Annotated in this window: 26 protein-coding genes; 12 read left to right on the top strand and 14 right to left on the bottom strand. The window is 73.6% G+C overall.

Annotated features, from left to right (window positions below; all coding sequences use genetic code 11):
* Window positions 1-154: 154 nt before the first annotated feature.
* The gene (locus AB0E88_RS09075; protein WP_361626271.1) at window positions 155-577 is read right to left on the bottom strand and encodes a PaaI family thioesterase; all 423 of its coding nucleotides are present in this window, start codon (window positions 575-577) and stop codon (window positions 155-157) included.
* Window positions 578-645: 68 nt separating this feature from the next.
* On the opposite strand from AB0E88_RS09075, the gene AB0E88_RS09070 reads away from it, so the two are divergent.
* Entirely contained in the window at window positions 646-1,071 is a 426-nt protein-coding gene (locus tag AB0E88_RS09070) for a MarR family winged helix-turn-helix transcriptional regulator (RefSeq protein ID WP_361626268.1), read from the top strand.
* A gap of 121 nt (window positions 1,072-1,192) precedes the next feature.
* Here AB0E88_RS09070 and AB0E88_RS09065 read toward each other — a convergent pair whose 3' ends face one another.
* The 3 genes from AB0E88_RS09065 to xylB form a co-directional block, all read right to left on the bottom strand.
* Window positions 1,193-1,792 (bottom strand): N-acetylmuramoyl-L-alanine amidase, encoded by a 600-nt coding sequence (locus tag AB0E88_RS09065; protein WP_361626265.1) that lies wholly within the window; start codon window positions 1,790-1,792, stop codon window positions 1,193-1,195.
* A 420-nt stretch (window positions 1,793-2,212) separates the two neighbouring features.
* On the bottom strand, window positions 2,213-3,421 hold the full coding sequence (locus AB0E88_RS09060; protein ID WP_361626262.1) for an ROK family transcriptional regulator: 1,209 nt from the start codon (window positions 3,419-3,421) through the stop codon (window positions 2,213-2,215).
* A 28-nt stretch (window positions 3,422-3,449) separates the two neighbouring features.
* A complete protein-coding gene (gene xylB, locus AB0E88_RS09055; RefSeq protein ID WP_361626259.1) occupies window positions 3,450-4,889 on the bottom strand; it encodes a xylulokinase in 1,440 nt (479 codons plus the stop codon).
* 190 nt (window positions 4,890-5,079) lie between these two features.
* Here xylB and xylA point away from each other — a divergent pair, with 190 nt between their 5' ends.
* Window positions 5,080-6,246, top strand: a complete 1,167-nt coding sequence (xylA, locus tag AB0E88_RS09050; protein ID WP_361626256.1) for a xylose isomerase — start codon at window positions 5,080-5,082, stop codon at window positions 6,244-6,246.
* Between the two features lie 195 nt (window positions 6,247-6,441).
* Here xylA and AB0E88_RS09045 read toward each other — a convergent pair whose 3' ends face one another.
* From AB0E88_RS09045 to AB0E88_RS09035, 3 genes are all read right to left on the bottom strand, one after another.
* Window positions 6,442-7,782, bottom strand: coding sequence for an esterase-like activity of phytase family protein (locus tag AB0E88_RS09045; RefSeq protein WP_361626253.1), 1,341 nt, complete (start codon window positions 7,780-7,782; stop codon window positions 6,442-6,444).
* Between the two features lie 291 nt (window positions 7,783-8,073).
* Entirely contained in the window at window positions 8,074-9,294 is a 1,221-nt protein-coding gene (locus AB0E88_RS09040; RefSeq protein WP_361626250.1) for an SWF or SNF family helicase, read from the bottom strand.
* Entirely contained in the window at window positions 9,291-12,224 is a 2,934-nt protein-coding gene (locus tag AB0E88_RS09035; protein ID WP_361626247.1) for an SNF2-related protein, read from the bottom strand. The genes AB0E88_RS09040 and AB0E88_RS09035 overlap by 4 nt, the downstream gene beginning before the upstream one ends.
* Window positions 12,225-12,462: 238 nt before the next feature.
* Between AB0E88_RS09035 and AB0E88_RS09030 the strand changes: the two genes are divergently transcribed.
* The gene (locus AB0E88_RS09030) at window positions 12,463-12,645 is read left to right on the top strand and encodes a hypothetical protein (protein WP_361626244.1); all 183 of its coding nucleotides are present in this window, start codon (window positions 12,463-12,465) and stop codon (window positions 12,643-12,645) included.
* A 33-nt stretch (window positions 12,646-12,678) separates the two neighbouring features.
* Here the strand turns inward: AB0E88_RS09030 and AB0E88_RS09025 are convergent, their stop codons facing one another.
* The 3 genes from AB0E88_RS09025 to AB0E88_RS09015 form a co-directional block, all read right to left on the bottom strand.
* A complete protein-coding gene (locus AB0E88_RS09025; RefSeq protein WP_361626241.1) occupies window positions 12,679-14,064 on the bottom strand; it encodes a tannase/feruloyl esterase family alpha/beta hydrolase in 1,386 nt (461 codons plus the stop codon).
* A 278-nt stretch (window positions 14,065-14,342) separates the two neighbouring features.
* Window positions 14,343-15,338 (bottom strand): hypothetical protein, encoded by a 996-nt coding sequence (locus AB0E88_RS09020; RefSeq protein WP_361626239.1) that lies wholly within the window; start codon window positions 15,336-15,338, stop codon window positions 14,343-14,345.
* A gap of 147 nt (window positions 15,339-15,485) precedes the next feature.
* Window positions 15,486-15,782, bottom strand: coding sequence for a hypothetical protein (locus AB0E88_RS09015; RefSeq protein WP_361626237.1), 297 nt, complete (start codon window positions 15,780-15,782; stop codon window positions 15,486-15,488).
* A 115-nt stretch (window positions 15,783-15,897) separates the two neighbouring features.
* Here AB0E88_RS09015 and AB0E88_RS09010 point away from each other — a divergent pair, with 115 nt between their 5' ends.
* Window positions 15,898-16,794, top strand: coding sequence for an oxygenase MpaB family protein (locus tag AB0E88_RS09010; protein WP_361626234.1), 897 nt, complete (start codon window positions 15,898-15,900; stop codon window positions 16,792-16,794).
* On the opposite strand, the gene AB0E88_RS09005 is transcribed toward AB0E88_RS09010, so the two are convergent.
* Window positions 16,780-17,304 carry a PadR family transcriptional regulator gene (locus tag AB0E88_RS09005; RefSeq protein ID WP_361626231.1) on the bottom strand — a complete coding sequence of 175 codons (525 nt, stop codon included), beginning with the start codon at window positions 17,302-17,304 and terminating at the stop codon, window positions 16,780-16,782. The genes AB0E88_RS09010 and AB0E88_RS09005 overlap by 15 nt on opposite strands.
* A gap of 120 nt (window positions 17,305-17,424) precedes the next feature.
* On the opposite strand from AB0E88_RS09005, the gene AB0E88_RS09000 reads away from it, so the two are divergent.
* On the top strand, window positions 17,425-18,180 hold the full coding sequence (locus tag AB0E88_RS09000; protein ID WP_361626228.1) for an alpha/beta hydrolase: 756 nt from the start codon (window positions 17,425-17,427) through the stop codon (window positions 18,178-18,180).
* 4 nt (window positions 18,181-18,184) lie between these two features.
* On the opposite strand, the gene AB0E88_RS08995 is transcribed toward AB0E88_RS09000, so the two are convergent.
* Complete coding sequence (locus AB0E88_RS08995) at window positions 18,185-18,784, bottom strand: class I SAM-dependent methyltransferase (protein ID WP_361626225.1); 600 nt, start codon at window positions 18,782-18,784, stop codon at window positions 18,185-18,187.
* 160 nt (window positions 18,785-18,944) lie between these two features.
* Here AB0E88_RS08995 and AB0E88_RS08990 point away from each other — a divergent pair, with 160 nt between their 5' ends.
* From AB0E88_RS08990 to AB0E88_RS08970, 5 genes are all read left to right on the top strand, one after another.
* Window positions 18,945-19,718: an MHYT domain-containing protein gene (locus AB0E88_RS08990; RefSeq protein WP_361626222.1), complete on the top strand. Its 774-nt coding sequence runs from the start codon at window positions 18,945-18,947 to the stop codon at window positions 19,716-19,718.
* A gap of 102 nt (window positions 19,719-19,820) precedes the next feature.
* On the top strand, window positions 19,821-22,367 hold the full coding sequence (locus AB0E88_RS08985; RefSeq protein ID WP_361626219.1) for a nitrate- and nitrite sensing domain-containing protein: 2,547 nt from the start codon (window positions 19,821-19,823) through the stop codon (window positions 22,365-22,367).
* Complete coding sequence (locus tag AB0E88_RS08980) at window positions 22,364-22,801, top strand: roadblock/LC7 domain-containing protein (RefSeq protein ID WP_361626216.1); 438 nt, start codon at window positions 22,364-22,366, stop codon at window positions 22,799-22,801. Before AB0E88_RS08985 ends, AB0E88_RS08980 begins: the two co-directional genes overlap by 4 nt.
* Before the next feature lie 22 nt (window positions 22,802-22,823).
* Window positions 22,824-23,234, top strand: coding sequence for a DUF742 domain-containing protein (locus tag AB0E88_RS08975; RefSeq protein ID WP_361626213.1), 411 nt, complete (start codon window positions 22,824-22,826; stop codon window positions 23,232-23,234).
* Window positions 23,235-23,295: 61 nt separating this feature from the next.
* Entirely contained in the window at window positions 23,296-23,895 is a 600-nt protein-coding gene (locus tag AB0E88_RS08970) for an ATP/GTP-binding protein (RefSeq protein WP_361626210.1), read from the top strand.
* 165 nt (window positions 23,896-24,060) lie between these two features.
* Here the strand turns inward: AB0E88_RS08970 and AB0E88_RS08965 are convergent, their stop codons facing one another.
* A complete protein-coding gene (locus tag AB0E88_RS08965) occupies window positions 24,061-24,489 on the bottom strand; it encodes a PPOX class F420-dependent oxidoreductase (protein WP_361626207.1) in 429 nt (142 codons plus the stop codon).
* A gap of 93 nt (window positions 24,490-24,582) precedes the next feature.
* Between AB0E88_RS08965 and AB0E88_RS08960 the strand changes: the two genes are divergently transcribed.
* Both AB0E88_RS08960 and AB0E88_RS08955 read left to right on the top strand, forming a co-directional pair.
* Window positions 24,583-24,996 (top strand): roadblock/LC7 domain-containing protein, encoded by a 414-nt coding sequence (locus AB0E88_RS08960; RefSeq protein ID WP_361626204.1) that lies wholly within the window; start codon window positions 24,583-24,585, stop codon window positions 24,994-24,996.
* Window positions 24,997-25,122: 126 nt separating this feature from the next.
* Window positions 25,123-26,007 (top strand): DUF6397 family protein, encoded by an 885-nt coding sequence (locus AB0E88_RS08955; RefSeq protein ID WP_361626201.1) that lies wholly within the window; start codon window positions 25,123-25,125, stop codon window positions 26,005-26,007.
* A 1-nt stretch (window position 26,008) separates the two neighbouring features.
* Here AB0E88_RS08955 and AB0E88_RS08950 read toward each other — a convergent pair whose 3' ends face one another.
* Complete coding sequence (locus tag AB0E88_RS08950) at window positions 26,009-26,875, bottom strand: acyl-CoA thioesterase II (protein ID WP_361626198.1); 867 nt, start codon at window positions 26,873-26,875, stop codon at window positions 26,009-26,011.
* Window positions 26,876-26,885 lie beyond the last annotated feature (10 nt).

Here is a 26,885-nt window from a genome sequence, read left to right as displayed (position 1 = left end):
CCCCCTGAAGTCGCGTCAACTGTCCCAGGACACCAGGGAAGTGCACCAGATGACGCCTGCCCGCGCGGCGTACACGGGGCGACTGCACGAGATCGGGTGAGAAAACAGGGCCTGTCGGGGGCTGCCGCTCAGGGCAGAGGCCACGCGTTCGGTGTCACGGCCCGCCGGTCACCGAGATCGTGCCCTGGGCCACCGCGCACAGCGTCTCGGTGCCGTCCTCACCGGTGGTGGTGAGATCGCACCGGCACACCACCCGGGTCCGCCCGGCCCGCACCACGCGGGCGTGCGCCCGCAGCACCGCACCCTGGGCCGGACGCAGATAGTCGATGGTGAACCCGGCGGTGATCACCCCGGTGCCCACCGCGCTGCCGGCGGCGAAGGTCAGGGCGTTGTCCGCGGCGTAGCTCAGCACGCCCCCGTGGACGAAGCCGTACTGCTGGCGCAGTTCCTCGCGGATGTCCAGCTCCAGCGTCGCCTCGCCGCCGCCGAAGGCGACCAGCCGGGCGCCGAGCAGCGCGCTGAAGGGCTGCTCCGCCAGCACCTTCCGCGCCTCTTCCAGACCGGACGGATCATGCACGCGTGGCTCCTCACTTCAGTAGTGAAGTGAGCCTGGCGGCGGCCCCGTCCCTCTGTCAAGATCACTCCATGGCCGAGCCCGACCTGCGTCTGTTCTTCCTGCTCCAGCGGGCGGCCCACCAGCTGCGCACCGGCGCCGACCGGCGCCTGCTGGAGGCCGCCGGCATCACGACCGCACAGCTCGGTGCCCTCTTCGCCGTCCATGATCGGCCGGGCCTCACCCAGCGGGAACTCGCCACCACCCTCGGCCTGCGCGAGTCCGCCGTGACCGGCCTGGTCGGACGGCTCACCGCGGCCGGCCTCGTCGAGCGCCGAGCACATCCCGGCGAACACCGCGCGGTCGTCCTGGACCTGACGGACACCGGACGCGCGGCGCTGCGGGCCGCCCGGCCGGAGATCGACCGCACCAACGCCGAACTGCGCGAACTGCTCGGCGAGGAGGGCTTCGCGGGGACCGCGGCGGCGCTGGCGCGGCTGATGGAGTGGGGGAGGTGAGGCGCGCGCCGCCGGGGAGGGTGCTGTCCCGGAGTGTGCCGCCCGGGCCGGGTTCCGTCCCGGGAAACGGCCGCCGAGCCGGGTCCTGTCCGGGATGTGCCGCTGTCCTGGTGTCGGCCCGTCAGGCGAAGTTGACCAGCCGGATGTAGCGCACCCAGTCCCAGTTCGGTCCCGGGTCCGTGTGGTCGGTGCCGGGCACCTCGTAGTGGCCGAGGATGTGCGCACGGTCCTTCGGGATGCCGAAGCGGTCGCAGATCGCCGCCGTGAGTCTCGCGGACTGCTCGTACAGCGCGTTCGTGAAGTAGGCCGGTTGGTCGACCCACCCCTCGTGCTCGATGCCGATGCTGCGCGTGTTGTAGTCCCAGTTCCCCGCGTGCCAGGCGATGTCCTTCTCCCGGACGCACTGGGCCACGTGCCCGTCGGAGGAGCGCACGACGTAGTGGGCGGACACCTTCTTCTGGGGGTTCTGGAAGATGGACAGGGTCGTGGCGTACGTCTCCTGGGTGACGTGGATGATCACGTAGTCCAGCGGATAGGAGACCGGCCGACTGGACGCCGTGTAGTTCGAGCTGCTCGCCGGCTGCCACTCGGCGGGCGGGTAGTCCACGGCCTGCGCCTGGGCGCCGGCCCGCGCGACCGGGAGAAGGGCGGAGGAGGCGGCGGCGAGGGCGGCGCCGGCGAGGAGTCGTCGCCTGCTGGGCAGCGGTCGTGACCGTTCCATGAGCGGATGCCTTTCGGTGGGGGGAGGGTGCCCGGCCGCCGTACGGCAGGCCGGGGTGGGCGCTCAGGATCCTGGGGTCGTGCGGGGGCATTCAGGGGGCGTACATGGGTCGTTCCTGGGTGGTTCCGGGTCGTTCCTGGGTGGTTTCCCGGGGTCGTTCGTGCGTCGGGTCACGACCCGTCAGGCGCGCGGCTGGGAAGGCGAGTTCACCGCGAGGGGCGGGCGACGACCGACTTCACGGTACGACCGTCGCGGGGCCGGCAGAAGAGGACGGCGCCGGGTCGGTGGACGGTGCGGGCATTGGGGACAACGCGATCACCCGTTCGGGCGAACTGCGGTGGGGTGGAGAGGCGTTGAGGAGTGCGGGTGCGGGTGCGGGTGCGGGTGCGGGTGCGGGTGCGGGTGGGGGTGCGCCGTGGGTCAGGCGCGTTCCGCCACCCGGGCCGGGTCGTCCAGCACCGCGCGCACCACCGAGTGCGCCGCGCCCAGCAGCGGTCCCTGCGGACCGAGCCGGGACACCGAGACCGGGCAGCCGCGTCCGGCCGTGCGCCGGTCGAGTTCCTCCCGCAGCGCCGGCAGCAGCCACGGCGCGAGACCGGCCAGCGCACCGCCCAGCACGACGGCTTCGGGGTCGAGCAGATTGACCGCCCCGGTCAGGGCGATGCCGAGCGCCACGCCGGCCTCCCGCAGGGCCCGCCGCACCGCCTCGTCGCCGCCCGCGGCCCGCTCCGCGAGCAGCCCCACCCGGTCCTCGCCCGCCTCGACGCCGGCCGCCCGCAGCACCGCTTCCTCACCGGCGTACTGCTCCAGGCATCCGTGGCCGCCGCAACCGCAGGCCGGGCCGTCGGGGTGGACCGGCACATGCCCCAGCTCGCCCGCGAAGCCGCGCGCCCCGCGCAGCAGCCGCCCGTCCACGACCACCGCCGCACCGATGCCGATCTCGGCCGAGACGTGCAGGAAGTCCCGGGGTGTGCTCGCGCCGAGCCACAGCTCGGCCAGGCCGCCGAAGTTGGCCTCGTTGTCCACGACCAGCGGGACGTCGCCCGGCAGCAGCGGGCCGAGGTCGGTGTCGCGCCAGCCGAGGTTCGGGGCCCGGACGACCGTGCGCCCGTCCGGAGCGACGAGGCCGGGCACCGCCACGGCGAGTCCCGCGGGCCACAGGCCCTCGCCCTCCGCCTCGGCGACGACCTGCCGGACCAGTTCGGCCAGCTCGGTCAGGACGGGCTCGGGGGAGCGGTCCCGGTTCGTGCCGTGCCGTTCGGCCCGGGCCCGCACCTGGCCGCGCAGATCCACGGCGCAGACCGCCAGATGGTCGACGCCGACCTCCGCGCCGATCCCGGCCGGACCGCGGTCGCTGACGGCGAGCGCGGAGCCCGGCCGGCCGACCCGTCCGGGCCGCTCGGGGCCGAGCTCCTGCAGCAGTCCGGTGCGTATCAGCTCGTCGACGAGGGTGGACACCGCCGCACGCGTCAGGCCGATGCGGGAGGCGACCGCGGCGCGGGAGAGCGGGCCCTGGGCGCTGACCGTGTGCATCACCCGGGACAGGTTGCGGCGGCGCATGCCCTGCTGCGTGTCGGGCAGCGCGCGCCCCGGGGACGCCGGGTGGGTCTCGTGCAGCGGTGCGGTCATGCCGGAAGCCGGTCCTCGGTCGATGTCGTCAGCGATCCCCCCGCCCGAGCAGCGGGGACGCGTCGGAGAGTACCCCGGAGATCCTGTTCAGCGTCTCCTCGTCCCGTTCCACGGCCTCCAGCACCGGCCCCCGGGCGGTGTCCCAGCGTCGGGCGACGGCAGCGGCGTCCTCGCCGGTGAGCAGGCCGGCCGCCTGGGCCGCAGCGCCGAGCGCCACCAGTTCCCGGGCCTCCGGCACCTGCACGGGGCGGCCCGACAGCCGCCGTACCGTCTGCTGCCAGGCCGTGCCGCGGGCGCCGCCGCCGATCAGCAGGAGCGGAGCGGTGGGGTCCGCGTCCTCGTCGAGGACCAGGTCGAGCGCGCCGAGCAGGGCGTGCACGGCGCCGTCGTAGGCGGCCTGCAGCAGCTGGCCGGCGGTCGTGTCGTGGCGCAGGCCCAGCAGCAGGCCCGAGGCGTCCGGGAGGTTCGGCGTGCGCTCGCCGTCCAGGTAGGGCAGCAGGGTGACGTCGGCGGCGGGCTCGACGGCCTCGCGGTCCAGGCCGAACAGGGCGGCGACGCGGTCGACGGCGAGCGTGCAGTTCAGGGTGCAGGCCAGCGGCAGCCAGTCCCCGCGGGCGTCGGCGAAGCCCGCCACGGTACCGGTCGGGTCGGCGGGGCGGCGCCGGGACACCGCGTACACCGTGCCGGAGGTGCCGAGGCTCATCACCGGCGTACCGGGACGCAGGCCGAGCCCCAGCGCGGCGGCCGCGTTGTCGCCGGTGCCCGCCGCGACGAGGGTGCCCTTGGAGAACGGCAGGTCGTGGTGTTCACGCACCGTGCCCGCGACCTCTCCGGGATGCACCACGCGCGGCAGCAGCGCCGGGTCCAGGCCCACGCGCGCGAGGATCTCCTCGTCGTACGCCTCGCTCGCGGAGGACCACCAGCCGGTCCCCGACGCGTCACCGCGGTCGGTGGTGCCCTGGCCGGTGAGCCGCTCCGTCAGGTAGTCGTGCGGCAGGCGCACCGCGCGGGTCGCCCGCACCGCCTCCGGCTCGTGCTCGGCGAGCCAGGCCCACTTCGTCACCGTGAACGACGCGGTGGGCACGCTTCCGGTGCGCTCGGCCCAGAACTTCGCCCCGCCCAGCTCCTCGGTGAGCCGGCGCGCCTGCGGTGCCGAGCGGACGTCGTTCCACAGCAGGGCCGGCCGGACCGGCTCCCCGCGCTCGTCCAGGGTGACCAGACCGTGCTGCTGCCCGCCGATCGAGACCGCGGCGGCCTCGTGCGCGGGCTCGCCGCACTGGCGCAGCGCCTCGCACAGCGCGTCCCACCACTGCCGGGGATCACTCTCTCGGCCCGCGCCCGAGGAGACCGTGTGCGGCGCCTGGCCGTCGGCCACGACCCGGCCGGTGGACGCGTCGACGACCAGCGCCTTGGTGGACTGCGTGGACGTGTCCACGCCGACGACGAGCGGACCCTCGGCTGCTGACATCGTGCTCTCCCTCTCGGTGCGACTGGGGACGGCGTGCCCCTTGTCTTTTCCCCCTGGTGCGTGGGCATACTAATTTGTAAAGCGCCATGACGAAATAGTCGCGAGCACGAGACAAGAGCCCGCGACGAGGGCACGCGACAAGAGCCCGCGACAAGGGCACGCGACAAGAGCAACAGCAAGGAGCCGTGGCATGAACTACCAGCCCACCCCCGAGGACAGGTTCACGTTCGGTCTGTGGACCGTCGGCTGGCAGGGCAGGGACCCCTTCGGCGACGCCACCCGCGCCGCCCTGGACCCGGTCGAGACGGTGCAGCGCCTTGCCGAGCTGGGCGCGTACGGGGTGACCTTCCACGACGACGACCTCATCCCCTTCGGCTCCACCGACACCGAGCGCGAGGCGGTCGTCAAGCGCTTCCGGCAGGCGCTGGACGCGACCGGCATGAAGGTCCCGATGGCGACCACGAACCTGTTCACCCACCCGGTGTTCAAGGACGGCGCCTTCACCGCCAACGACCGCGACGTGCGCCGCTACGCGCTGCGCAAGACCATCCGCAACATCGACCTCGCCGTCGAGCTGGGCGCCGAGGTCTACGTCGCCTGGGGCGGCCGCGAGGGCGCCGAGTCCGGCGCGGCCAAGGACGTGCGCGTGGCGCTGGACCGGATGAAGGAGGCCTTCGACCTCCTGGGCGAGTACGTCACCGAACAGGGCTACGACCTGCGCTTCGCCATCGAGCCCAAGCCCAACGAGCCGCGCGGCGACATCCTGCTGCCCACCGTCGGTCACGCGCTCGCGTTCATCGAGCGCCTGGAGCGCCCCGAGCTGTACGGCGTGAACCCCGAGGTCGGGCACGAGCAGATGGCCGGGCTGAACTTCCCGCACGGCATCGCGCAGGCCCTGTGGGCGGGCAAGCTGTTCCACATCGACCTCAACGGCCAGTCCGGCATCAAGTACGACCAGGACCTGCGCTTCGGCGCCGGCGACCTGCGGGCCGCGTTCTGGCTCGTCGACCTGCTGGAGAGCGCCGGGTACGCCGGTCCGCGGCACTTCGACTTCAAGCCGCCGCGCACCGAGGACCTCGACGGTGTGTGGGCCTCCGCCGCGGGCTGCATGCGCAACTACCTCGTCCTCAAGGAGCGCGCCGCCGCGTTCCGCGGTGACCCGGAGGTGCAGCAGGCGCTGCGCGCCGCCCGGCTGGACCAGCTCGCCCAGCCCACCGCCGGTGACGGCCTCGCGGCGCTGCTCGCCGACCGCGCCGCCTTCGAGGACTTCGACGTCGAGGCGGCGGCCGCCCGCGGCATGGCCTTCGAGCACCTCGACCAGCTCGCCATGGACCACCTGCTGGGGGCGCGCGGCTGATCGGCGGGTGTGACCGGCGGGTGCGTCCGAGGGGCACGCGCGGGTCCCCCCTCGGCGGATGCGTCGTGGAGAGGGCCCGTGTGTGCCCCGTCGTGGGGGCCCGCGTGTGCCCCGTCGTGGAGGGGGCCTACGTGTGCCCCCTCCACGGTGCGTACCGGGTACTGCTCACAGGCGTGTCGTCCTCGCCCGCGCCGCCTACAGCGAGTGCGGCAGGCGCACGTGGATCACGGTCGTCTTCACGCCGCTGTCCACCAGCCGGCCCTGCGCGTCGAAGGCGCCGGTGCCGTCGGTCATCCCGAAGTCGTTGTCGTTGATCAGGGCGAGCGTGTCGTGGTCCACGCGCGCGACGCCCTCGATCTTCCCGGGCACACCGGCCACCGTGCCCAGGTCGACCACGAGACGCTTGCGCAGCACCGGGACGCCCGCGGACGCCGGGTCGTCGAGCTGCTCCAGCGACGGCGACGTCGTGTCGTCGTCCCAGCGGCCGCCGAGGATGTCCGCCGAGCGATCCAGACGGACCAGTTGCAGTCGGGCCGTCCGGTCGGTGCGCTCCTCGACCAGCAGCCGGTCACCGCCCACGGCGACCACAGAGGAGATCTTCAGTTCCGAGGTGTCGTCCTCGCCCGGGTCCACCACGCCGACCGGGTCGAAGCGGTAGGCGTACTCGGCCGTCACCGCCTGCTTCCTCGGCGAGAAGCGCAGCAGCCGCGTGGTGCGGGACGACTCGCCCGCGGCCGTGTCCGGCAGCGACAGCGGGCTCTGCAGCGCCATCACCAGGTCACCGCCCGGCAGTTGCGCCAGCCCCTCGAACCCGCGGTTGGTCTTCCGGTGCAGCAGGACCGACGGCAGGGCCTCCACCACGGGATAGTCGGTCCCGGTCAGGTGCAGGCCCCTGGGCACGTACCGGGTGAGGACCTCGCCGACGGCGGAGACGTGGACCAGCGAGGGCCCGTACTCGTCGACGAGCCAGAAACTCCCGTCCGCCGCCCGCACGATCCCTTCGGTGTCCAGACCGTTCGGGTCGTAGGACAGCGGCGTCTTCGCGTCGTAGGAGTACGGCGCCTCGTCGCGGCCCCGCTGGTTCGGCAGACCGGTGACGGGACGGCCCGACGCCGTGGTGACCGGGACGGCCTTCAGCACCCGCACCGTGCCGCCCTGCACGCGGATCTTCACGATCGCCGGGTCGAAGCCCGGGACCGGGAACGTGCGGCGCTTGCTGCCGTCGACCTTGATCTGTCCGTTGGGCCCGCGGTCCGTCACCGTCCAGAACTCGCCCTGGTTGCCAGCCGGGTAGATGTCGCTGCCGATGCCGCCGAGCTTCACGCCGCGATCGTCGTCCACCGTGCCCGGCAGCAGCGCGTTGCTGAACTCACCGAGCGGGAGGTCGCCGAGCGTCGCCGTACGCGTGACGCGGGCGTCACCGGAGGGAGCGGACGCGGCCGGATGGGCCGCGGCGAGGGCGGCCAGCACGGCGAGGGGGACGCCCGCCGCGAGGGAGCGGTGGACACGGCGCCGGCCGGCGGCGTACGGGGACATCGGGCCTCCTGGGGGCAAGTTCACTGACTGTCGCCAGCGTTGGGGCCCTTGCCCAACGGTGCGCGACCGTGGGGTGAACTCCGGGGGGCGGGCGCTCGTCGGGCGGGGCGCTGCGGCCCGGGTGGCTCTCTCTCGGGGGGACCGTCCTCGGTCCGGCCGGCCGTGTTCCGGTCTGTGCCGTTGCCCGGGGCCGGACGCTGCGGACGGACACCCGCCGCCGTGACCCCTGCTCGCCGTGCGCGGCGGGCAGGGGGCACGGCCCGCCGCGCCCGGCTGCGGGTCGTGTGCCGCCTACGTGGCGTCGGATCGGGCCGTCGTGAGGGCGGTTGCCGGGTCCGCGGCGGGTGGGCCCGCCGGGATCCAGTGACCGTGGGCCCGGCGGAACGGCCACCAGTGGCCGTCCCGGCCCAGCCGCACCTGTGCGTCCGTGACCGTCCAGCGGTTGCCCTCGGCCTTCAGCGGGAGCTGGTCGTCGTCGTCCCACGCGGCGTCCAGGGCGGCACGTGCGCGTGCCAGTGCCTCCGCTGGAGGCGTCCACTCCTCTTCCAGTGCGGACAAGCCGGCTGTCCCGCCCAGCTGCCACGCGAGCGCGGCCCGGGCCAGTGCTTGCGGTGACCTCCCCGAGGCGGCCGCCAGTCGATGGGCGATCTCCGGCGGTGGATCCCCGGCGGCCAGCCGTACGGCGTCCTGCGCGGTCGTCAGCTCGCGATCCGCAGGCGTCGACGGAAGGGCCAGCGCGTGTGCCAGGAGCCGGTGAGCGGCGTCGGCGGCTCGGGCGGCCAGGAACTCCAGTGCGGCCGGGTCGGGGCCGGCCGTCTCGGCGTCCAGGGAGGGCGGCTGCCCGGGCTCCCCGGGAAGCCCGGGCGGGGCGGGCAACGGCGGCAGAACGGCCCCGGCGGCGAACGCCTCCGCCGCGTCCACCCCTTCCGGCTCCTCCGCGGGCGCCGCGTCACGGGACTGGAGGGCCTCCAGCACGGCCCCTTCGGTCCGGCCGCGCATCAGCAGCAGTACGAACGGATCCTCGTCGAGCAGCCGGGCCACCTGATGGCACAGGGCCGCCGTGTGTCCGCAGTGGTCCCACGCCCCGCACTCGCACCGCGGCTCCAGATCACCGATCCCCGGCAGCAGGTCGACACCCGCGTGTGCCGCGTCCTCGACCAGCTGCGGCGGCATCTCCCGCTCCAGCAACTCCGCCACGTGCCCCGCGCGCTCGACCGCCATCCCGAGCAGCCGGTCCCACGCGTCCTCGGACAACTGCGCCAGCAGCACATCGGCCCGGTACCCGACGCCGTCCCGGTCCCGTACGACGGCGGTGAGCCGGCCCGGCCGTACCGACACCGCGCCGACCGCGCCCGCCCGCGCGAGCCTGCGCCCCGTCTTCACCTGCCCGGCGTCCAGGGCGGTGTCCTCCAGAGCCTTCAGCCAGGCCAGCCCCCACCAGGTCCGGGCGAAACCCCGTCCGTGCACCGGCGGCAGCGCGGTGAAGACCCGCTCGGTCGCTTGGCGGTTCATCGCTCTCCGTCCCTCAGTTCGACCAGTTCGGCCAGTTCCGCGTCCGTCAGCTCGGTCAGGGCCGCCGCCTCGCCGTCGCCGAGGACCGCCTCGGCCAGCTCACGCTTGCGGTCCAGCAACTGCGCGATGCGGTCCTCGATGGTCCCCTCGGCGATCAGCCGGTGCACCTGCACCGGCCGGGTCTGGCCGATGCGGTGCGCCCGGTCGGTGGCCTGCGCCTCGACCGCTGGGTTCCACCACCGGTCGACGTGGACGACATGCTCGGCGCGGGTCAGGTTCAGCCCCGTGCCGGCCGCCTTCAACGACAGCAGGAACACCGGCACCGCACCGTCCTGGAAGCGCCGCACCATCGCCTCCCGTGCGGCCACCGGGGTCCCGCCGTGCAGGAACATCGTCGCCACGCCGCGGTCGGCCAAGTGGCGTTCGACGAGCCGGGCCATGCCCACGTACTGCGTGAAGACCAGGACGCTCGCCTCTTCGGCCAGGATGGTGTCGAGCAGCTCGTCCAGCAGTTCCAGCTTTCCCGACCGCCCGGCGATCCTCGGGTCCTCCTCCTTGAGGTACTGCGCCGGGTGGTTGCAGATCTGCTTCAGCGCCGTCATCAGCTTCACGATGAGTCCCCGGCGGGCCATGTCGTCGGCCTCGGAGATCCGTGCGAGGGTCTCGCGCACCACGGCCTCGTACAGGCCCGCCTGTTCCGGGGTGAGGGCGACCGCGCGGTCGGTCTCCGTCTTGGGCGGCAGCTCGGGCGCGATCCCCGGGTCCGACTTGCGGCGGCGCAGCAGGAACGGGCCGACCAGCCGGGCCAGCCGCTGGGCGGCGGCCGCGTCGCGACCGCCCTCGACGAGGTGCGCGTAGCGGGTGCGGAAGGTGCCGAGGCCGCCGAGCAGACCGGGGGTGGTCCAGTCGAGGATCGCCCACAGCTCCGACAGGTTGTTCTCCACGGGGGTGCCGGTGAGCGCCACGCGTGCGTGCCCGCCGAGGGTGCGCAGGGCGCGCGCCGTGGCGGAGTGGGCGTTCTTCACGTGCTGGGCCTCGTCCGCGACGACCAGACCCCAGGACACCGCGGCCAGCCTCCCGGCGTCCTGCCGCAGGGTGCCGTACGTGGTGAGCACGAACTCGCCGTCCTCCACGGCGTCCAGATCGCGTCGCGGACCGTGGAAGCGCCGTACCGCCGTGCCCGGCGCGAACCGCTCGATCTCGCGCTGCCAGTTGCCCATCAGGGACGTCGGGCACACCACCAGGGTGGGGCCGGCGCTCGCCGGGTCGGTCTGCCGGTGCAGGTGCAGCGCGATCAGGGTGATCGTCTTGCCGAGCCCCATGTCGTCGGCCAGACAGCAGCCGAGGCCCAGGGCGGTGTTCCGGGCCAGCCAGGTCAGCCCGCGCCGCTGGTAGCCGCGCAGGGTGGCGGCCAGCGCGGCCGGCTGGGCGATCTCCTGTGTGTCGTCCGGAGCGGTGAGCCGGTCGCGCAGAGCGGCGAGCCACCCGGTGGCCCGGACCTCCACACGGCGGCCGTCGATCTCCGTCGCGCCGGTCAGGGCCGCACCGAGGGCGTCGATGGGGGTGACGGTGCGCTTCTGCCGCGCGCGGGCCCGCCGCACCTCCTGAGGGTCGATCAGGACCCACTGGTCGCGCAGCCGCACCAGAGGGCGGCCGGCCTCGGCGAGGCGGTCCAGTTCGTCGCGCGTGAGCTGCTGCTCGCCCAGACCGAACCACCAGGAGAGCGAGAGCGCCGCCCCACCGGCCAGGAGCGACGGCACGCGCGTGGAGCCGTGACCGGGGCCGTGCGGGGCGTCGGACGCTTCGACGACGGCCCTGGTGGTCAGCGTGCGGGCCAGCGACCGGGGCCAGTGCACCTCCACCCCCGCCTGCGCCAGGGCACGCGCACCCGCGCCGAGCAAGTCGGTGACCTCCTCGTCGGCCAGCTCCACGGCATCCGGGACGGCCGTCGACAGCAGCGGAGCGAGCGGCGGCCAGGCCCTGGTCGCGCGGCGCAGCGCGACCAGGGCGTCCATGCGGGCACCCGGGCCGAACGCCTCGTCGGCGGACTCCGGAGCCGCCCACAGGCCGGCGGCGTCGACCACGCGCGCGGGATCACGCACGCTGTGCACCTGCGGGACGGCCCGGAAGCGCAGCGCCTTCCCGTCCCGGGCCGCGTCGGCCGGCCCCGGCGTGGCGGAGAGCGGTGCCTCGGTGCCGTCCGGTGTCGCCTCCGTGAGCCCAGGCACGTCGACGCGCAGGGACAGCCGCAGCCCCGCGTCGTGACCTGCGGCGATGTCGGCCGCCCAGGCACGCAGTCCGGGCACGTGCTGTGGTTCCCGCACGGCGAAGGCCGGCCCGTCGGTCACCGCGGCGGCGGCCGGCGAGCGGGGCAGCGTGTCGGCGACCGCGTCGAGGAAGGCCCGCAGGAGTTCTTCCGGATCGTGCAGTCGCAGCGGCCGTGCGGAGCCGAGAGGGACGGCGTGGGCCTCCGGCGGCATCGAGGCGGCCAGCCGGCGGATGTCCTCGAGGTCCCGGGTGGTGTGCGGACCCGAGCGCCAGGCGTCGTGGCCGGTCGCGGACAGGCCCGGCAGCAGCAGTCCGCGCGCTGCGAAGTGCAGGGCCAGAACGGCGGCCGAGCCCCAGAAGGAAGCGGCGCGATGTCCGTGTCCGGTGACACGCGCGTGGGTGAGGACCGGCAGCGCGGTGCGCACCGGCAGCAGCAGCGCGGGCACGGCCACCCGTTCCACGCCGTGCTCTGCGGGCTGCACGACGGTCAGATCCGTGACGGAGCCCGGCGCCGGGGCCGCGAGCGCGGCACCGTCCGGCCGCCAGAAAGCGACGGCACCGGTACGAGGCGGGTCGCCGGGCACGAACACGACGCTGCACCGGGCGAGTTCGTCGGGGTCGGGCGAGGTCGCCGGCGGGGTGGCCGAGGGAAGACGCAGCACGACGGAAGCGCACTCCTCAAATTTGACTACTGAGACGGAGTCGCCGAGGGTACAGCACGACCGCGACCGATCGGTGTCGCGAGGGTGTGAGCCGGGTCACCATGGGTGCGGTGGCCTGGCGCGCGCCCCGTAGGGGGCGCGTCTCAGGGCTTTGTCAGGGTCGGCGACCGGAACTGCGGGAGACGCGGGGCCGTTTCCACCACAGACAGCGGCAGCGGCCGCGAAGGAGGCGACGTCCATGTCGAAGAACGCGAAGATCGCCGCAGGGGGTGTGGCGGTCGGGATCCTCTTGCTGATCTGGCTGCCCTGGTGGGCAGCGCTGCTGATAGTCCTCGGCGTCCCGACCGCCGCCTACCTGACCCTGGACCCCTCCCAGCGCCGCAGGCTGCGCCGGGTCTCCCGCAAGGAGCTGGGCCGCTGACAGCCACCCGCAAGGAGCTGGGTCGCTGACGCTCTACCGGGCCGCGGTGTCCGCACCGCTCAGGGCACACGAGCCGACCAGGTCACCGCTCGCGGCCCTCGCCACCGTGTGGTCCGCGGGCGGAGCGGTGCCCCGCTCCACCCAGGAGACCAGCGCGTCGAAAGCCGACCGGTAGCAGGGCAGGATGGGCCGCAGCCGGTCCGGATAGCTGTCGAAGAGCCCGTCGACGTGCGTACCGCCCGCGATCGTGTAGTACCGGTGCAGCGCGCCACGTCCGCTCCTGTCCACCATCCGCGCGTAGACGTCCGAGTCGGCCGCCTTGGGCAGCAGCGCGTCCAGGTCGCCGTGCAGCGTGATCAGCGGCCTGCCGATACGGCCGGTCAGTGCCACCCGGGCCACCGCGCGATGCACGGCCGCGGGCCGCGAGGCGTAGTCGTACGTGGTGTCCGAGGCGCACGGTGAGAGGATCTGCTCCGCGGTGCTCCCGGCCGACGGCCCGGGGCAACCGGGGTCGTAGGCGGGGTCGAACTCCGCGCGGTAGATCTTCTGCGTCACACCCCAGTACGCCTTCTCGTGATACGGCCACAGGAACTCCGACCCCCGCGCGAAGCCCGCCGCGTACAGATCCTCGTCCCGTGCCGCGCCGAGCGTCCGGGCCACGGCCGCCGGCAGAGAGGTGAGCAGGCTGGGGCCGCGCGTGGTCCACAGTGCGCCCTCCCAGTCCACCCCGCCGTCGTACAGCTCGGGATGGTTCTCGAGCTGCCAGCGGGTGAGATAGCCGCCGTTGGAGATACCCGTGACGTAGGTGCGCCGGGGCGCGTGGCCGTACCGCTGGGCGACTACCCGGCGGGCGGCGCGGGTGAGCTGCGTGGTGCGCGTGTTCCACTCGGCGACCGCGTCGCCCGGACGGGTGCCGTCACGGTAGAAGTCGGCCCCGTTGTTGCCCTTGTCGGTGGCGGCGTAGGCGTACCCGAGGGCGAGGACCTGGTCGGAGATCGCCTTGTCGGTCGCGTACTGCTTGCGGGTGCCCGGTGCGCCCGTGACCACCAGGCCGCCGTTCCAGTGGTCGGGCAGCCGGATCACGAACTGGGCGTCGTGGCGCCAGCCGTGCGTGGTGTTGAAGTGGGAGGAGTCCGGGAAGTAGCCGTCGATCTGGGCCCCCGGCACCCCGGTCGGCGTGCGGGTGGCCGCGGCCGTGAGCCCGGCCTGGTCGGCGGTGTCGGTGTAGGGGGTGCCGGCGAGCGCCGCCGTGGTGAGATCGGGCAGACAGGCGCTGCGCTGGAGTTCGGCGCCGGGCACCCGGACCGCCTCCAGCCCCGCGCAGTGCAGGGGTGTCTGCGCGTGGGCGGCGGGCACGGGACCGGTGACGGTGGCCGCCAGCAGGGCGGCGGCGAGTGGGATCGCTCGGGACGGACGCATACGGCCTCCGGGGCAGCGGGGACGACGGGGACAGGGGAGACAGGCGGGCGGCAGCGGCTGCCGTACCCGCCCGCGGCTGCCCCATCGTGGTGGCCCCGTGGCCCACCGGCCATGGTGTGGAACCCCAGGGAAAGCCTCTGCTTCATGGGGTGCCACACCATGCTTGGGGGGCCTGTGCTCCATAGGGCCCCATCGTGCTTGGTGAGGCCTCGACCAGTGAGTCGCCTCCGCCGCCGGGGGCGCTGTCGCCCTGCCGTCGCCCTGCCCGTCGAGCGCTGTCACAGAGGGCGCACGGCCACCTTGTCGAGGGCCTCCAGCAGACCAGGCAGTTCCGGCCCGCGTCCAACGGGTACGACCTCGCCGGGCCGCTCGTCGAACAGCACGAACGCGATGTCGTCGGTCCGGGCCACCAGCGACCACCCCGGCCCGTCGGCGCGCAGGGTCCGCGCGTCACCCGGGGCGAACGACGACCGCACCCTGCCCAGCGGCGGCGGGCTGTCCACGTAGGCACGGACCTCGTCCAGCACACGGCGCACGCCGCTCGGCGCGGAGTCCTCCCCGGACACCTCCTCGGCGGGCCGTGCGTCCGGCTGCGCTTGTCCGTCGGCTTCACCGGCGCCGCCGGTTTCACCGGCACCATTCGCTCCACCGGATCCACCCGTTCCACCAGCTCCACCGGCTTCACGGGCGACGGAGACAGCGTCCGTCGGTGCCTCGTCGTCCGCGCTGTCCCGCGCCGCGCTCTCCTCGCCGCCGCCGTCGGGCCGGGCGAAGCTGCCGTCGTCGACCTGGTCCCGCCAGGCCGACCACTGCAGAGCGACCTCGTCCGCGCCGAGCCGGCGCTGTGCGGGGCCCCAGATCGAGGTGTCCGGCGGGGCGAGCACCGGCCCGTCGCCCTCCTCCCGTTCCGGATCGTGCGGCTCGGGGAGACCGGGTGCGGCGACGGCGACGTACAGCGGCCAGCCGGGGAGCGCGGTGACGACCGACCGCTCGTCCGGCGACAGGTCGTACTCCATGCCGCAGTCCCACGAGGCGATGGCGACGGCGACCAGCGACACGTCGTCCGTCACGACGGTCCAGCGCGCGCCGGCACCGTCCTGGCCGAGCACCAGGCCGTAGCCGTCGGCGAGCGGCGCGAGACCCAGCGCGGCGCACGCCTCCGGATAGTCGTCGCCGAGCACACTCGGGAACTGCGCCGGCGTCAGCAGCACCGCTGTGAGTACATAGAGCGCATCGTCCGCGGCGGCGACGGCGTCCTCGTCGGTCCCGGCCATCACAGCCTCCCCATCGGTTTCGTCCAACGGCGCGCACCCTAGTGCGCCCCCGAGCCGCTTGTCACGACTCCCAAGGGCACCCGGAGCTGCAGTTTTCCACCTGGACGGGGGCGAATCGACCGCCACGGACGAGCGCGCGCGGAAGCGTCAGGACGCAGGCAGTCCGAGCAGCGCCCGCGCCACCTCCCGCGGCGACTCGCCGCGCTCCCGGGCCAGCGCGACGACCGCGCGGTACGCCAGCTCGCTCACCCCGAACGACAGCGCCTCCGGCGACACCCAGCCGGCCGCCTCGTCCACCCGCTCCTGGTCGTCCTCCGCCCTGGCCGAGACGTATACGGCGGCCGCCTCGAACAGGTTGTGCGGGCGAGCGTCGCGCGCGGTGTCACTCCGTGTCCGCACCGAGCCGAGGAGCGTGGCACCGGCCTTGCGCACCTTGCCGAACATGGTGACCGTCCTTCCCTGGGAGTGCTTCCCGACCGACCGGCCGTTCCCTTCATGCCCGTCATCTGCTGCTGTTGAACGTAGAGTTGGAGCCCGGCGGCAGGAGAGGAACGGTGCGGTGAAGCGCTACGAACGACTTCGGCAGATCCGGCGCATGGACCCGTACCGTGATGCGACGCAGATCCTCCGCCTGGTCTCGGCCTACGAGTTCCCCTGGGACTACACCCGCGCCCTGGAGCTGGCGCTCTACCGCACCTACGCCGTACCGAGCATCGGGCGGCTCCTCGCGGAGACCGGCGAACTGACGGACCGCACGCAGAAGCGCTACGACGACACCGCGCTCCTGCTCGACGCGATCGTGGAGCACGGCTTCGCGAGCACGCCGGGCCGCACGGCGATCCGCCGCGTCAACCAGATGCACCGCAGCTACGACATCAGCAACGAGGACATGCGCTATGTGCTGTGCACCTTCGTCGTGATGCCACGACGCTGGATCGACGCCTACGGCTGGCGCAGGCTGTCCCGCCACGAGACCGTCGCCTTCTGCGAACACTTCCGCACCCTCGGCCGGCACATGGGCATCAAGGACCTTCCCGCCGACTTCGAGGAGTTCGAAGCCTGCCTCGACGCCTATGAGGAGGCGCACTTCGGCTGGGACGAGGCCGCGCGCCGGGTGTCCGACGCCACGCTCGACCTGATGGCCTCCTGGTATCCACGTCCGCTCGCCCCCGTTCTGCGTGCCGCCACGCTCGCCCTGCTCGACGAGCCGCTGCTGCACGCCTTCCGCTACACGCCGCCCGGCCCCGCCGCCCAGGCGCTGGTGCGCCGCGCGGTGCGGACCCGGGGACGCCTGGTCCGACTGCTGCCGCCGCGACGCGCCCCGCACTTCGCGCGCCAGAACTGGGAGATCAAGAGCTACCCCGGCGGCTACCGGTTGAACGATCTGGGCACTCAGCCGGTTCCCGGCCTGCGTGGCTGCCCCGTACGGCACACGGGCGGCTCAGTCCCCCAGTGACGCCAGTGTCTCGCGCAGCCAGGTGAGTTCCGCCTCCGACGTGGCGCGCGCGATGGTGAGCACACCCCGCCGGAAGGGGTCCGGCAGTTCCTCGGCGCTCACCGGCCGGTCACCGTCGTAGAAGAAGCTCGCCGGCTGCTGAAGGAAGGTCAGCCTGCGGCGCAGGACGACCGCCTGTGCGGTGGGGTCGTCGAGGTGCCGCAGGAAGGCGAGCACCGTGAACCAGCGGTTCTCGTCGGTGATGTCCTGCTGTTCCGGCTCCGCCAGGCGGTCGCGCAGTGCACGCCTGCCCTCGTCGGTCAGGGTCAGGACGTGGCGGGGCGCGGCGACCGCCCCGGGTTGCGTGGTGCGCGCCAGGAGCCCCGCCTTCTCCAGGCGCTTGATCGCCGGGTACAGGGTGCTCTCGGCCACGGGACGGACGTGTCCGGTCAGTCCGGTGATGCGTTTGCGCAGTTCGTAGCCGTGCAGCGGGGCGTCGTAGAGGAATCCGAGGATGGCGAGCTCCAGCATGCCCGCATTCTCTCCCATGGACGCGGTACATCGGCAGAGCAATACATCGCTTTCTCTATACCTCGATGACGATGTATGGTCCGCGGGTGTGCCGAGCAGCGGCGATCGAGGGAGGACTTGATGAAGCAGGCCGAGTTCGACGGCAGGGGCAGCCACATCCGCTGGACGGAGACACCGGGTGCGGAGCCCGCACGCGTGTACGTGCACGGGCTGGGCGCGGCGTCGTCCGTCTACCACGCGCACATAGCGGCCCGGCCGGAACTGGCAGGGCGTCGCAGCCTGTTCGTCGACCTGCCCGGGCACGGCATCAGCGATCGGCCCGAGCACTTCAGGTACACCCTCGAGGATCACGCGGGAGCGCTCGCCGCCGCCCTGGACGCGGCGGAGATCACCGGCGCGGAGCTGATCGCGCACAGCATGGGCGGCTCGGTCGCCCTGGTGCTCGCCCACCGCCGCCCGGACCTGGTCTCCCGGCTGGTCCTCACCGAGGCCAACCTCGACCGCCACCCGCCGTCCGGCGCCGGCAGCAGCGGCATCGCCTCCTACGACGAGGACGCCTTCGCCGACGGCGGCCACGCGCGCGTGCTGCGGACGGTGGGCCCCGTGTGGGCCGCGACGATGCGGCTGGCCGATCCGCGTGCGCTGCACCGCAGCGCCGTCGGTCTGCGACGCGGCTCGGACCCGGTGATGCGCACGCTCCTGGAGGAGCTGCCGATGGAGCGGCTCTACCTCCAGGGTGAGCGCAGCGGAGAGCTGGCGGACGCCGCCGGGCTGCGGGCCGCGGGCGTCCGCGTGGTGTCCGTGCCCGACGCCGGCCACAACGTCATGTTCGACAACCCCGACGCCTTCGCCGCCGCGGTCGCCGGGCGGCTGTGACCGCTCAGCCCTCCTTGACCGCCAAGGCCAGGAAGCGGTCGTCCCGGTCGGCGTAGGACGTCATGTGCCAGCCCGAACCGGTCAGCAATGCACGCAGATTGGGCTCCGCGCGCAGATCGTCCGGGGTGATCCGCCGTCCCTGCCGGGCCGCCAGGGCGGCCCGGCCGATGGGGTGGAACAACGCCAGCACGCCGCCGGGCCGCACCACGCGGGCCAGCTCCCGCAGGTTGTCGGCCGGTCGCGGCAGGTGCGCGATGAGCCCCGCGGCGAACACCGCGTCGAAGGACGCGGAGCGCAGCGGCAGCGCGGACACGTCGGCGAGGAGCAGCAGGCCGTCCCGGTCCCGTCCCGCCTGCGCCGCGGCCCGCAGCATGGCCGGCGTGAGATCGGCGCCGACGACGACGCCCGCGGGGCCCACGGCGGCCCGCAGCGGGGTCAGCGCACGCCCCGTGCCGCACCCCGCGTCCAGCACCCGGTCACCCCGGCGCAGCCCGAGATCGGCGACCGCTGCGGCGTAGGCCGGTCCGTCGTCGGGAAAGCGGCTGTCCCAATCGGCCGCACGTGCGGTGAAGAACTCCTGAACACGCGTGTGGTCATCGCTCATGCATCGCATGATTCCTCATCGCCTCTCACCGACACGGATGACGCAGCTGTGCGCATGTTCGAGTCCGATGCGATCGTTCCGGCACACCTCTGCGTCATATTCCAGCACTTTCGAAATGCGCCCCCTTTGTGCGCCCGTGTCCCCCTAGCGTCCCGGGGCCATGGGACACCTGGACCACGCCGCCTTCGGCTGGCTTACCCCCGTGCTGTCGTACGTGATGGCCTGCCTCGGCGCCGCCCTCGGGCTGCGCTGCACCGTGCGCGCGCTCGGCGCCACCGGGCGCGCCCGGCGCAACTGGCTCGTCACCGCCGCCTCCGCCATCGGCACCGGCATCTGGACCATGCACTTCGTGGCCATGCTCGGCTTCGCCGTCAGCGGCACCGACATCCGCTACGACGTGCCGCTGACCGTGCTCAGCCTGCTCGTCGCCATGCTCGTCGTCTGCGGCGGCGTGTTCGCCGTCGGCTACAGCCGCGACCGCACCCGCGCCCTGCTGCTCGGCGGGCTCACCACCGGCCTGGGCGTCGCGAGCATGCACTACCTGGGCATGGCCGCCGTACGGCTGCACGGCGAGGTGCACTACGACCCGCTGCGCGTCGCCCTGTCCGTACTGATCGCCGTCGTCGCGGCGACCGCGGCCCTGTGGGCGGGACTCAACATCAAGTCACCCCTCGCGGTCTCCGTCGCCTCCCTCGTCATGGGCGCGGCCGTCACCAGCATGCACTACACCGCGATGTTCGCGGTCAGCGTGCGTGTCACGCCCTCCGACACCGCGCTGCCCGGGGCCACGGCGATGCAGTTCATCTTCCCCCTCGCCGTCGGCCTCGGGTCCTACCTCTTCATCACCTCGGCCTTCGTCGCGCTGTCCCCGACGGCGGGGGAGCGCGAGGCATCCGCCTCCGCCCAGCGACCGGTCGAGAGCGTCACCCCCTAGCCACCACCCCCGCCTGGCCAAGACGCCCCCCGGCCCACGAGCCACGCCCGGCCACGACGACCTCCGCGCCGCCCGCCCGACCCACTCCCGAACGAGGAGGCCATGCGTACACCCCGTAGGACCCTCACGGCCGGCGCCGACGCGCCGCCCCGGGCGCGCGGCCGCCGCGCTCACGCCGGGCCACCCGCCCACGAGCGCCCCGCCGCGTCCGCGAGCACCACGACGCCCGACGCACGCGCTGCCGCCGCGACGATCGACGCACCCGCGCGGGGCGGGCGCCGGCTGATCCGGCCGCGCACCGTGCGCGCCAAGATCGTCTGCCTGCTGATGGTGCCGGTGGTCTCCCTGCTCGCCCTGTGGGCGTACGCCACGGTCAGCACCGCCCAGGACGTCTCCCGGCTCCGCCAGTTGCAACGCGTGGACGCCCAGGTCCGCGCCCCCCTCACCGCGGCGGTGACCGCGCTGCAGGCCGAGCGCACCGCGGCCGTGCGCTGTGCGACCGGCCCCGCGGCCGGCGACGCCGCCACCCTCAAGGACCTCGCCGCCCGCACCGATTCGGCCGTGGCGCAGCTCAGGCTCGGCGACCACAACACCGTCGCCGACGGCCAGGAACTCCCCGCGGGCGTCTCGCGGCGCCTCGACGTCTTCGTCCGCGGCACCGAAGGGCTGCGCTCGCTGCGCACCGGGGTGCTCGACGGGAAGGCCGGATGGACCGAGGCCTTCCGGCGGTACACCGACACCATCAGCGCGGCCTTCGCCGTGGACGGCGCCCTGACCGGCTTCCAGGACGCCGATCTCGGCTCCGACGCGCGCGTGCTGCTGGAGTTCGCCCGCGCGGGCGAGGCACTGGCCCAGGAGGACGCCGTGCTCTCCGTCGTGCGGACCACGGGCCGCCTCGACGCGGAGCGACTGCGGCTCTTCACCGGCGCCGCCGCCACCCGCCGTACCCTCACCGAGTCCGCGGCAAGCGACCTGCGGGGCTCTGAGGCCACCGCCTGGCGCGCCCTCGCCGGAGGAAGCGCCTACACCGCCCTCGACGCCGCCGAGGAGAGGATCCTCGCCGCGAAACCCGGCGCCCGTGCCGACAGCCTGCCACCGGCCGCCACCTGGAACGGCGCGCACACGCGCGTGCAGGAGGGCATGCAGGCCCTCGAGACCCGGGCCGGCCGCGAGGTCGCCGACCGGGCCGATCCGTTCACCCGGGGGCTGCTCACCCCGGCCGGGGCCGCCGTCCTGCTCGGGCTGCTCGCCGTGATCGCCTCCCTGGTCATCTCCGTGCGCATCGGCCGGGGTCTCGTCGTCGAACTGGTCAGCCTGCGCAACGGCGCTCTGCGGATCGCCCGGCGTGACCTCCCCGAAGCCATGCGCCGGCTGCGCGCCGGTGAGGAGATCGACATCCGTGCCGAGGCCCCGCCCGGGCCCCCCGCCGAGGACGAGGTCGGGCAGGTCGCCGAAGCGCTCGGCACGGTGCACCGCGCCGCCCTGCGGGCCGCCGTGGAACGCGCCGAACTCGCCAGCGGCATCTCCGGTGTCTTCGTCAACCTCGCCCGGCGCAGCCAGATCCTGGTCCACCGTCAGCTCGCCCTCCTCGACAGCATGGAACGGCGGGCCGAGGACCCGACCGAACTGGGCGACCTGTTCCGGCTCGACCACCTCACCACCCGGATGCGACGCCACGCGGAGAGCCTGATCATCCTCTCCGGCGCCGCACCGGGCCGGGCCTGGCGGATGCCCGTCTCGCTGACCAACGTGGTCCGGGCGGCCGTCTCCGAAGTCGAGGACTACGCGCGCGTGGAGGTACGCCGCCTTCCCGAGACGTCCGTCGCCGGCGCTGCCGTCGCCGACCTCACCCACCTGCTCGCCGAGCTCATCGAGAACGCCACCCAGTTCTCGCCGCCCCACACGCGTGTGCGCGTCACCGGCGAACCCGTCGGCAACGGGTACGCCGTCGAGGTGGAGGACCGCGGCCTGGGCATGGGCAAGGAGACGCTCGCCGACGCCAACCGTCGCATCGCGCAGTCCGAGGCCCTCGACCTGTTCGACAGTGACCGGCTCGGCCTGTTCGTCGTCAGCCGCCTCGCCGCCCGGCACGACATCAAGGTGCACCTGCGGACATCCCCCTACGGAGGCACCACCGCGGTGGTCCTGCTGCCGAAACCCCTCCTGCACGACGCCACGCCGGACCGCTCCGCCGGACAGGCCACGCACACCGAGCAGCCCGCCGCACGCGACTACGCGCGCGTGAGCGACACCGCCCCGCGCACCCCTCACGAGGCGGTTCCCCCGCCCGGCCGGCCCGCCCTGGCCGCGCCCGAACCGCTCGCCACCGAGACCGCCGGCGACACCCCTCCGTTGGGAGTGACCACCTTGCGCCCGCACCGCCCACGGGACACCTCCGAGCAGTCCGGCGCGACCGACGACCTCCCGCGCCGGGTACGCCAGGCGAGCCTCGCGCCCCAGCTGCGCGAACGACTGCGCCAGGACCCGCCGGGGGAGGAGCCGCCCCAGGACGAGCGGCGCACCCCCGAACTCGTCCGGGACCGCATGGCCGCCTACCGCGCCGGATGGGCGCGCGGCGGTGGAAGACAACCCGGCCGCCCGGCCGGCCGTACACCGGGCACCGACAGCAGCGAAGGAGACCGCGCATGATCCAGGACCCGACCACGGCGAGCGGCCGGCACTCCGGCGAACTCGACTGGCTGCTGGACGATCTCGTGATGCGCGCCGGCGACGTACGGCACGCCGTGGTGCTGTCCAACGACGGTCTGGCCGTCGGCGCCTCCAGCGGCCTCAGCCGGGAGGACGCCGAGCACCTGGCCGCCGTGTCGTCCGGCTTCCACAGCCTCGCCAAGGGCGCGGGCCGGCACTTCGGTGCCGGCGGCGTGCGCCAGACGATGGTGGAGATGGACGACGGCTTCCTGTTCGTGGCCGCCGCGGGCGACGGCTCCTGCCTGGCCGTCCTGACCGCCGTGACCGCCGACATCGGTCTGATCGCCTATGAGATGGCGCGGCTGGTCAAACGCGTCGGCGAGCACCTCTACACGGCGCCGCGCGTCGCGGCACGCCCGCCGGCCGCCGGATGAGAGCGGAAAGCGACCACCGCCCATGAGCCAGGACAGGCACGGCGCCCCGGCAGAACCGGGCAGCCAGTGGTACGACAACGAGGCGGGCCCCCTCGTACGGCCGTACGCGATGACCGGCGGCCGCACCCGGCCCGGCCCCAGCGGGGTCCGGTTCGACCTGATCGCCCTCGTCACCCTCGACCCCGCGGGCCCGGGCGCCGACGACGCCCCCCTCGGCCCCGAGCACCGTGCCCTGATCGATTTGTGCCGCATCGAGACGCAGTCCGTCGCCGAACTCGCCGCCGGTGCCGACCTGCCCGTCGGCGTGGTCCGGGTGCTGCTCGGCGACCTGCTGGAACTCGGCTGCGTCACCGTGCACCGTCCCGTGCCGCCGGCGCAGCTGCCCGACGAGCGGATCCTGCGCGAGGTCATCGCAGGGCTGCGCGCGCTGTAACCGTCCCGCACCATCCACCCCGAACGTCGACCGTTGCCGGTCCTCCCGAGAGAAGTGATCGATGGTCACCGAACACCCCGACCTCTCCGACGAGTCCGCTCTGGCGTTGAAGATCCTGGTCGCCGGCGGATTCGGCGTGGGCAAGACCACCCTGGTCGGCGCGGTCAGCGAGATCAGGCCGCTGCGCACCGAGGAACTGCTCAGCGAGGCAGGCCAGTCGGTCGACGACACCGACGGCGTGGACCACAAGGTGACCACGACCGTCGCCATGGACTTCGGCCGCATCACCATCCGCTCGGGGCTGTCGCTGTATCTCTTCGGCACCCCGGGCCAGAACCGGTTCTGGTTCCTGTGGGACGAACTGTCCCAGGGCGCGCTCGGCGCCGTGGTCCTCGCGGACACCCGGCGGCTGGAGGACTGCTTCCCGGCCGTGGACTACTTCGAGCACCGCGGCATCCCGTTCGTGGTGGCCGTCAACTGCTTCACCGGCGCCCGCAGCTACGGCTGCGACGACGTCTCGCGCGCCCTCGACCTGGACCGTGGCGTTCCCGTGGTGCTCTGCGACGCCCGGGAGCGGGACTCCGGCAAGGAGGTGCTGATCCGGCTGGTCGAGTACGCCGGGCGGATGCACACCGCCCGGCTGCTCGATTCCGTGGGCTGAGCGCCACCGGCGCGACGCGGTTCGTCCCACCCGGCCAGGGCCCCGGCCCTCCGGCCCGTGCCGCCAGGGCCCCGGCCCTCCGGCCCGTGCCCCTCTCACCCGGCCAGGGCCCACCGAACCCGCGCCCGGCTCACCCGGCCCGGCTCCACCGAACCAGCGTCCGGCTCACCCGGCCACGGCTTTCTGCGCCAGCACCTTGTCGATGCTGACCCGTACGAGGAGTTCCCCCGGCACGCCGTTGCGCGCCCCGAACTCCTCGGCACGGTCCTCGCCCATGTAACGGGCCGCGAGACGGGTCGCCCAGGCGCGCACCTCGGTGAGGTCCTCCGACAGCCGGGCCCGCCCCTGCACCACCACGAAGGCGTACGGCGGACGGTCGTCGTCGACGCACAGCGCGACCCGACCGTCCCGGGCCAGGTTGCGTCCCTTCACGCTGTCACGGTGCGTGTTGAACACCACTTCGTCACCGTCCAGCAGAAACCAGATCGGTGTCAGGTGCGGGCTGCCGTCGGCCCGGACGGTGGACAGTTTTCCGGTGCGGGTGCCGTGGGAGACGAACGTCCGCCACTCCTCGTCGGTCATCTTCTGTGCCATGACCCCATCCTGCTTGCCGGGCGGCCGGTCCTGGGGAAGGCTGGCGGGCAGATCCCCCAGCCAGGGGGAGACACCACACGGGGAGAAGTGAACATGGCGCAGAACCAGGGACTTGGCTGGCTGCTGGACGACCTGACCGAGCGCGTGAATGATGTGCGCCACGCGCTGGTGCTGTCCAACGACGGCCTCGTCACGGGGGCCAGCACAGGGTTGCGACGGGAGGACGCGGAGCACCTGGCCGCCGTCTCGTCGGCCCTGCACAGCCTCGCCAAGGGCTCGGGACGGCACTTCGGCGCGGGCGGGGTCCGGCAGACGATGATCGAGTTCGACGACGCGGTGCTGTTCGTCACCGCCGCCGGCAGCGGCAGCTGCCTGTGTGTCCTCAGCGGCGCGGAGGCCGACTTCGGTCAGATCGCCTACGAGATGACCCTGCTCGTCAACCGGGTCGGCGAACATCTCGACGTCGACGCCAGGCAACCCGAACGCAAACCCATCACAGAGCCGTGACCTGCAGTTTTCGCTGACGTCGTGGAGTTATCCACAGGCCCCCCGGAAAGTCGGTCCCGGCGGCTACGGTTTTTCCCACGGCGAGCGCACCGGGCGTGAGCCACCGGCTCCACGGGGGAGACCACCATGACCGGCACCACCCTGACCACGGCGGACCGGCAGAGCCTGACCATCGGCCGGGCCGCACGGGAAGTGGGAATCAAGCGCAGCGAGTTCGACCTGGCGGTGCACCTCGGCCACATCCGCACCGTGCCCGACGAAGGAGGCGGAGGCCGACGGGTGCCGGCCGAGGAGATCGAACGGGTCCGCGGCCAGGAGGGCTTTCCCGGCGCCCTCACCGCGTCCGTGCGGACGGTCGGCACCACGGAGGGCGCGGCCCTCATGGGTATCGCGCCCACCCGGTTCACCCGCCTCGCGCGGGCCGGCCTGCTCGTGCCCGTTCGCTTCTACCTCAACCGCTACAGGGCCGTCGTCTGGCACTACCTCGCCGACGAACTGAGCCGGTTCGCCGCTGAGGAGGGCAACGCCTCCCTGCTGAAGGGACGCACTCTACCCCCGGACCTGCTCGCCCGGCTCAGGGATGGCGTCGACCTGCGCGCCCGCAACTGGCGGGGCCGGTACGGAGGTTTCCTGCGTCGCCAGGCCGGCGACGACTCCTGGGAGCGGGCCGGCGCGGTGGCGGCCCTGCTCGGTCCGGAGCAGATCGCGGAGATCGTCCCGGACCCCCACGAGCGCGCCCACCTGTACCGCTTCCGGCCGGGACCGCCCGTGCACGGGGCGCCGGGTTCACCCGCCGTGCTGCTGGCGGAGCGCCTGATGACCGCGGACGACCCGGACGAGATCGGCTGGCTTCGGTACGACCTGACCGTGGCCGTGAATGAAGCCCGCGACCTTCGTCCGGTCCCCAGCCCCGTCCCTGCGCCCAGCCCCGTCCTGGCGCCGCCGGCCCCCGCTCGGCAACCGTCCCGGGAGCGCGGCCTGCTGGGCAGGCTGCTGCGCAGAGGGCAGTGAGTCACAGCGCGCGGAACAGGCCCTCCTGCACGACCGACACCAGCAGACGGCCCCGGACGTCGTAGATCCGGCCCCGGGCCAGACCCCGCCCGCCCGTCGCGATCGGTGACTCCTGGTCGTACAGGAACCACTCGTCCGCCCGGAACGGCCGGTGGAACCACATGGCGTGGTCCAGTGAGGCCATGTCGAAGTTGCGCTCACCCCACAGCGGTTCGACCGGCAGGCGCACGGCGTCCAGGAGGGTCATGTCGCTGGCGTAGGTCAGCGCGCAGGTGTGCACCAGCGGGTCCTCGCCCAGCGGGCCCACCGCGCGCATCCACACCGCGCTGCGCGGCTCGGCGTCCTTGACCTCCTGATCCGTCCAGCGCAGCCGGTCCACGTACCGGATGTCGAAGGGCTGGCGGCGCGCGAAGCGCTCCCACTGCTCGGGCAGCTCGCCCAGATGCTCCCGGATCTCCTGCGCCACCGTCGGCAGGGACTCCGGAGCGGGCACCTCACGGGCCGGCGGCAGCTGGTGCTCGAAGGGCCCTTCCTCAGGCTTGTGAAAGGAGGCGGTGAGATTGAAGATCGTGCGGCCCTGCTGCACGGCGGTCACCCGGCGGGTCGTGAAGGACCGCCCGTCCCGGACCCGCTCGACCTGGTACACGATCGGAACGCCCGGCCGGCCCGGGCGCAGGAAGTACGCGTGCAGCGAGTGCACGGGGCGGTCGCCGTCCGTGGTGCGGCCCGCGGCGACCAGCGCCTGGCCGGCCACCTGGCCGCCGAAGACCCGCTGCAGGGACTCCTGCGGGCTGCGGCCACGGAAGATGTTGACCTCGATCTGCTCCAGGTCGAGCAGGTCGACCAGTCTCTCGGCCGGGTTCGTCATCGGTGGCAGT

The sequence above is a fragment of the Streptomyces sp. NPDC028635 genome (assembly GCF_040637635.1).
GTDB lineage: Bacteria > Actinomycetota > Actinomycetes > Streptomycetales > Streptomycetaceae > Streptomyces.
Note: the sequence above shows the minus strand (reverse complement) of the source record. Positions and strands in the feature narration are given on the sequence as shown.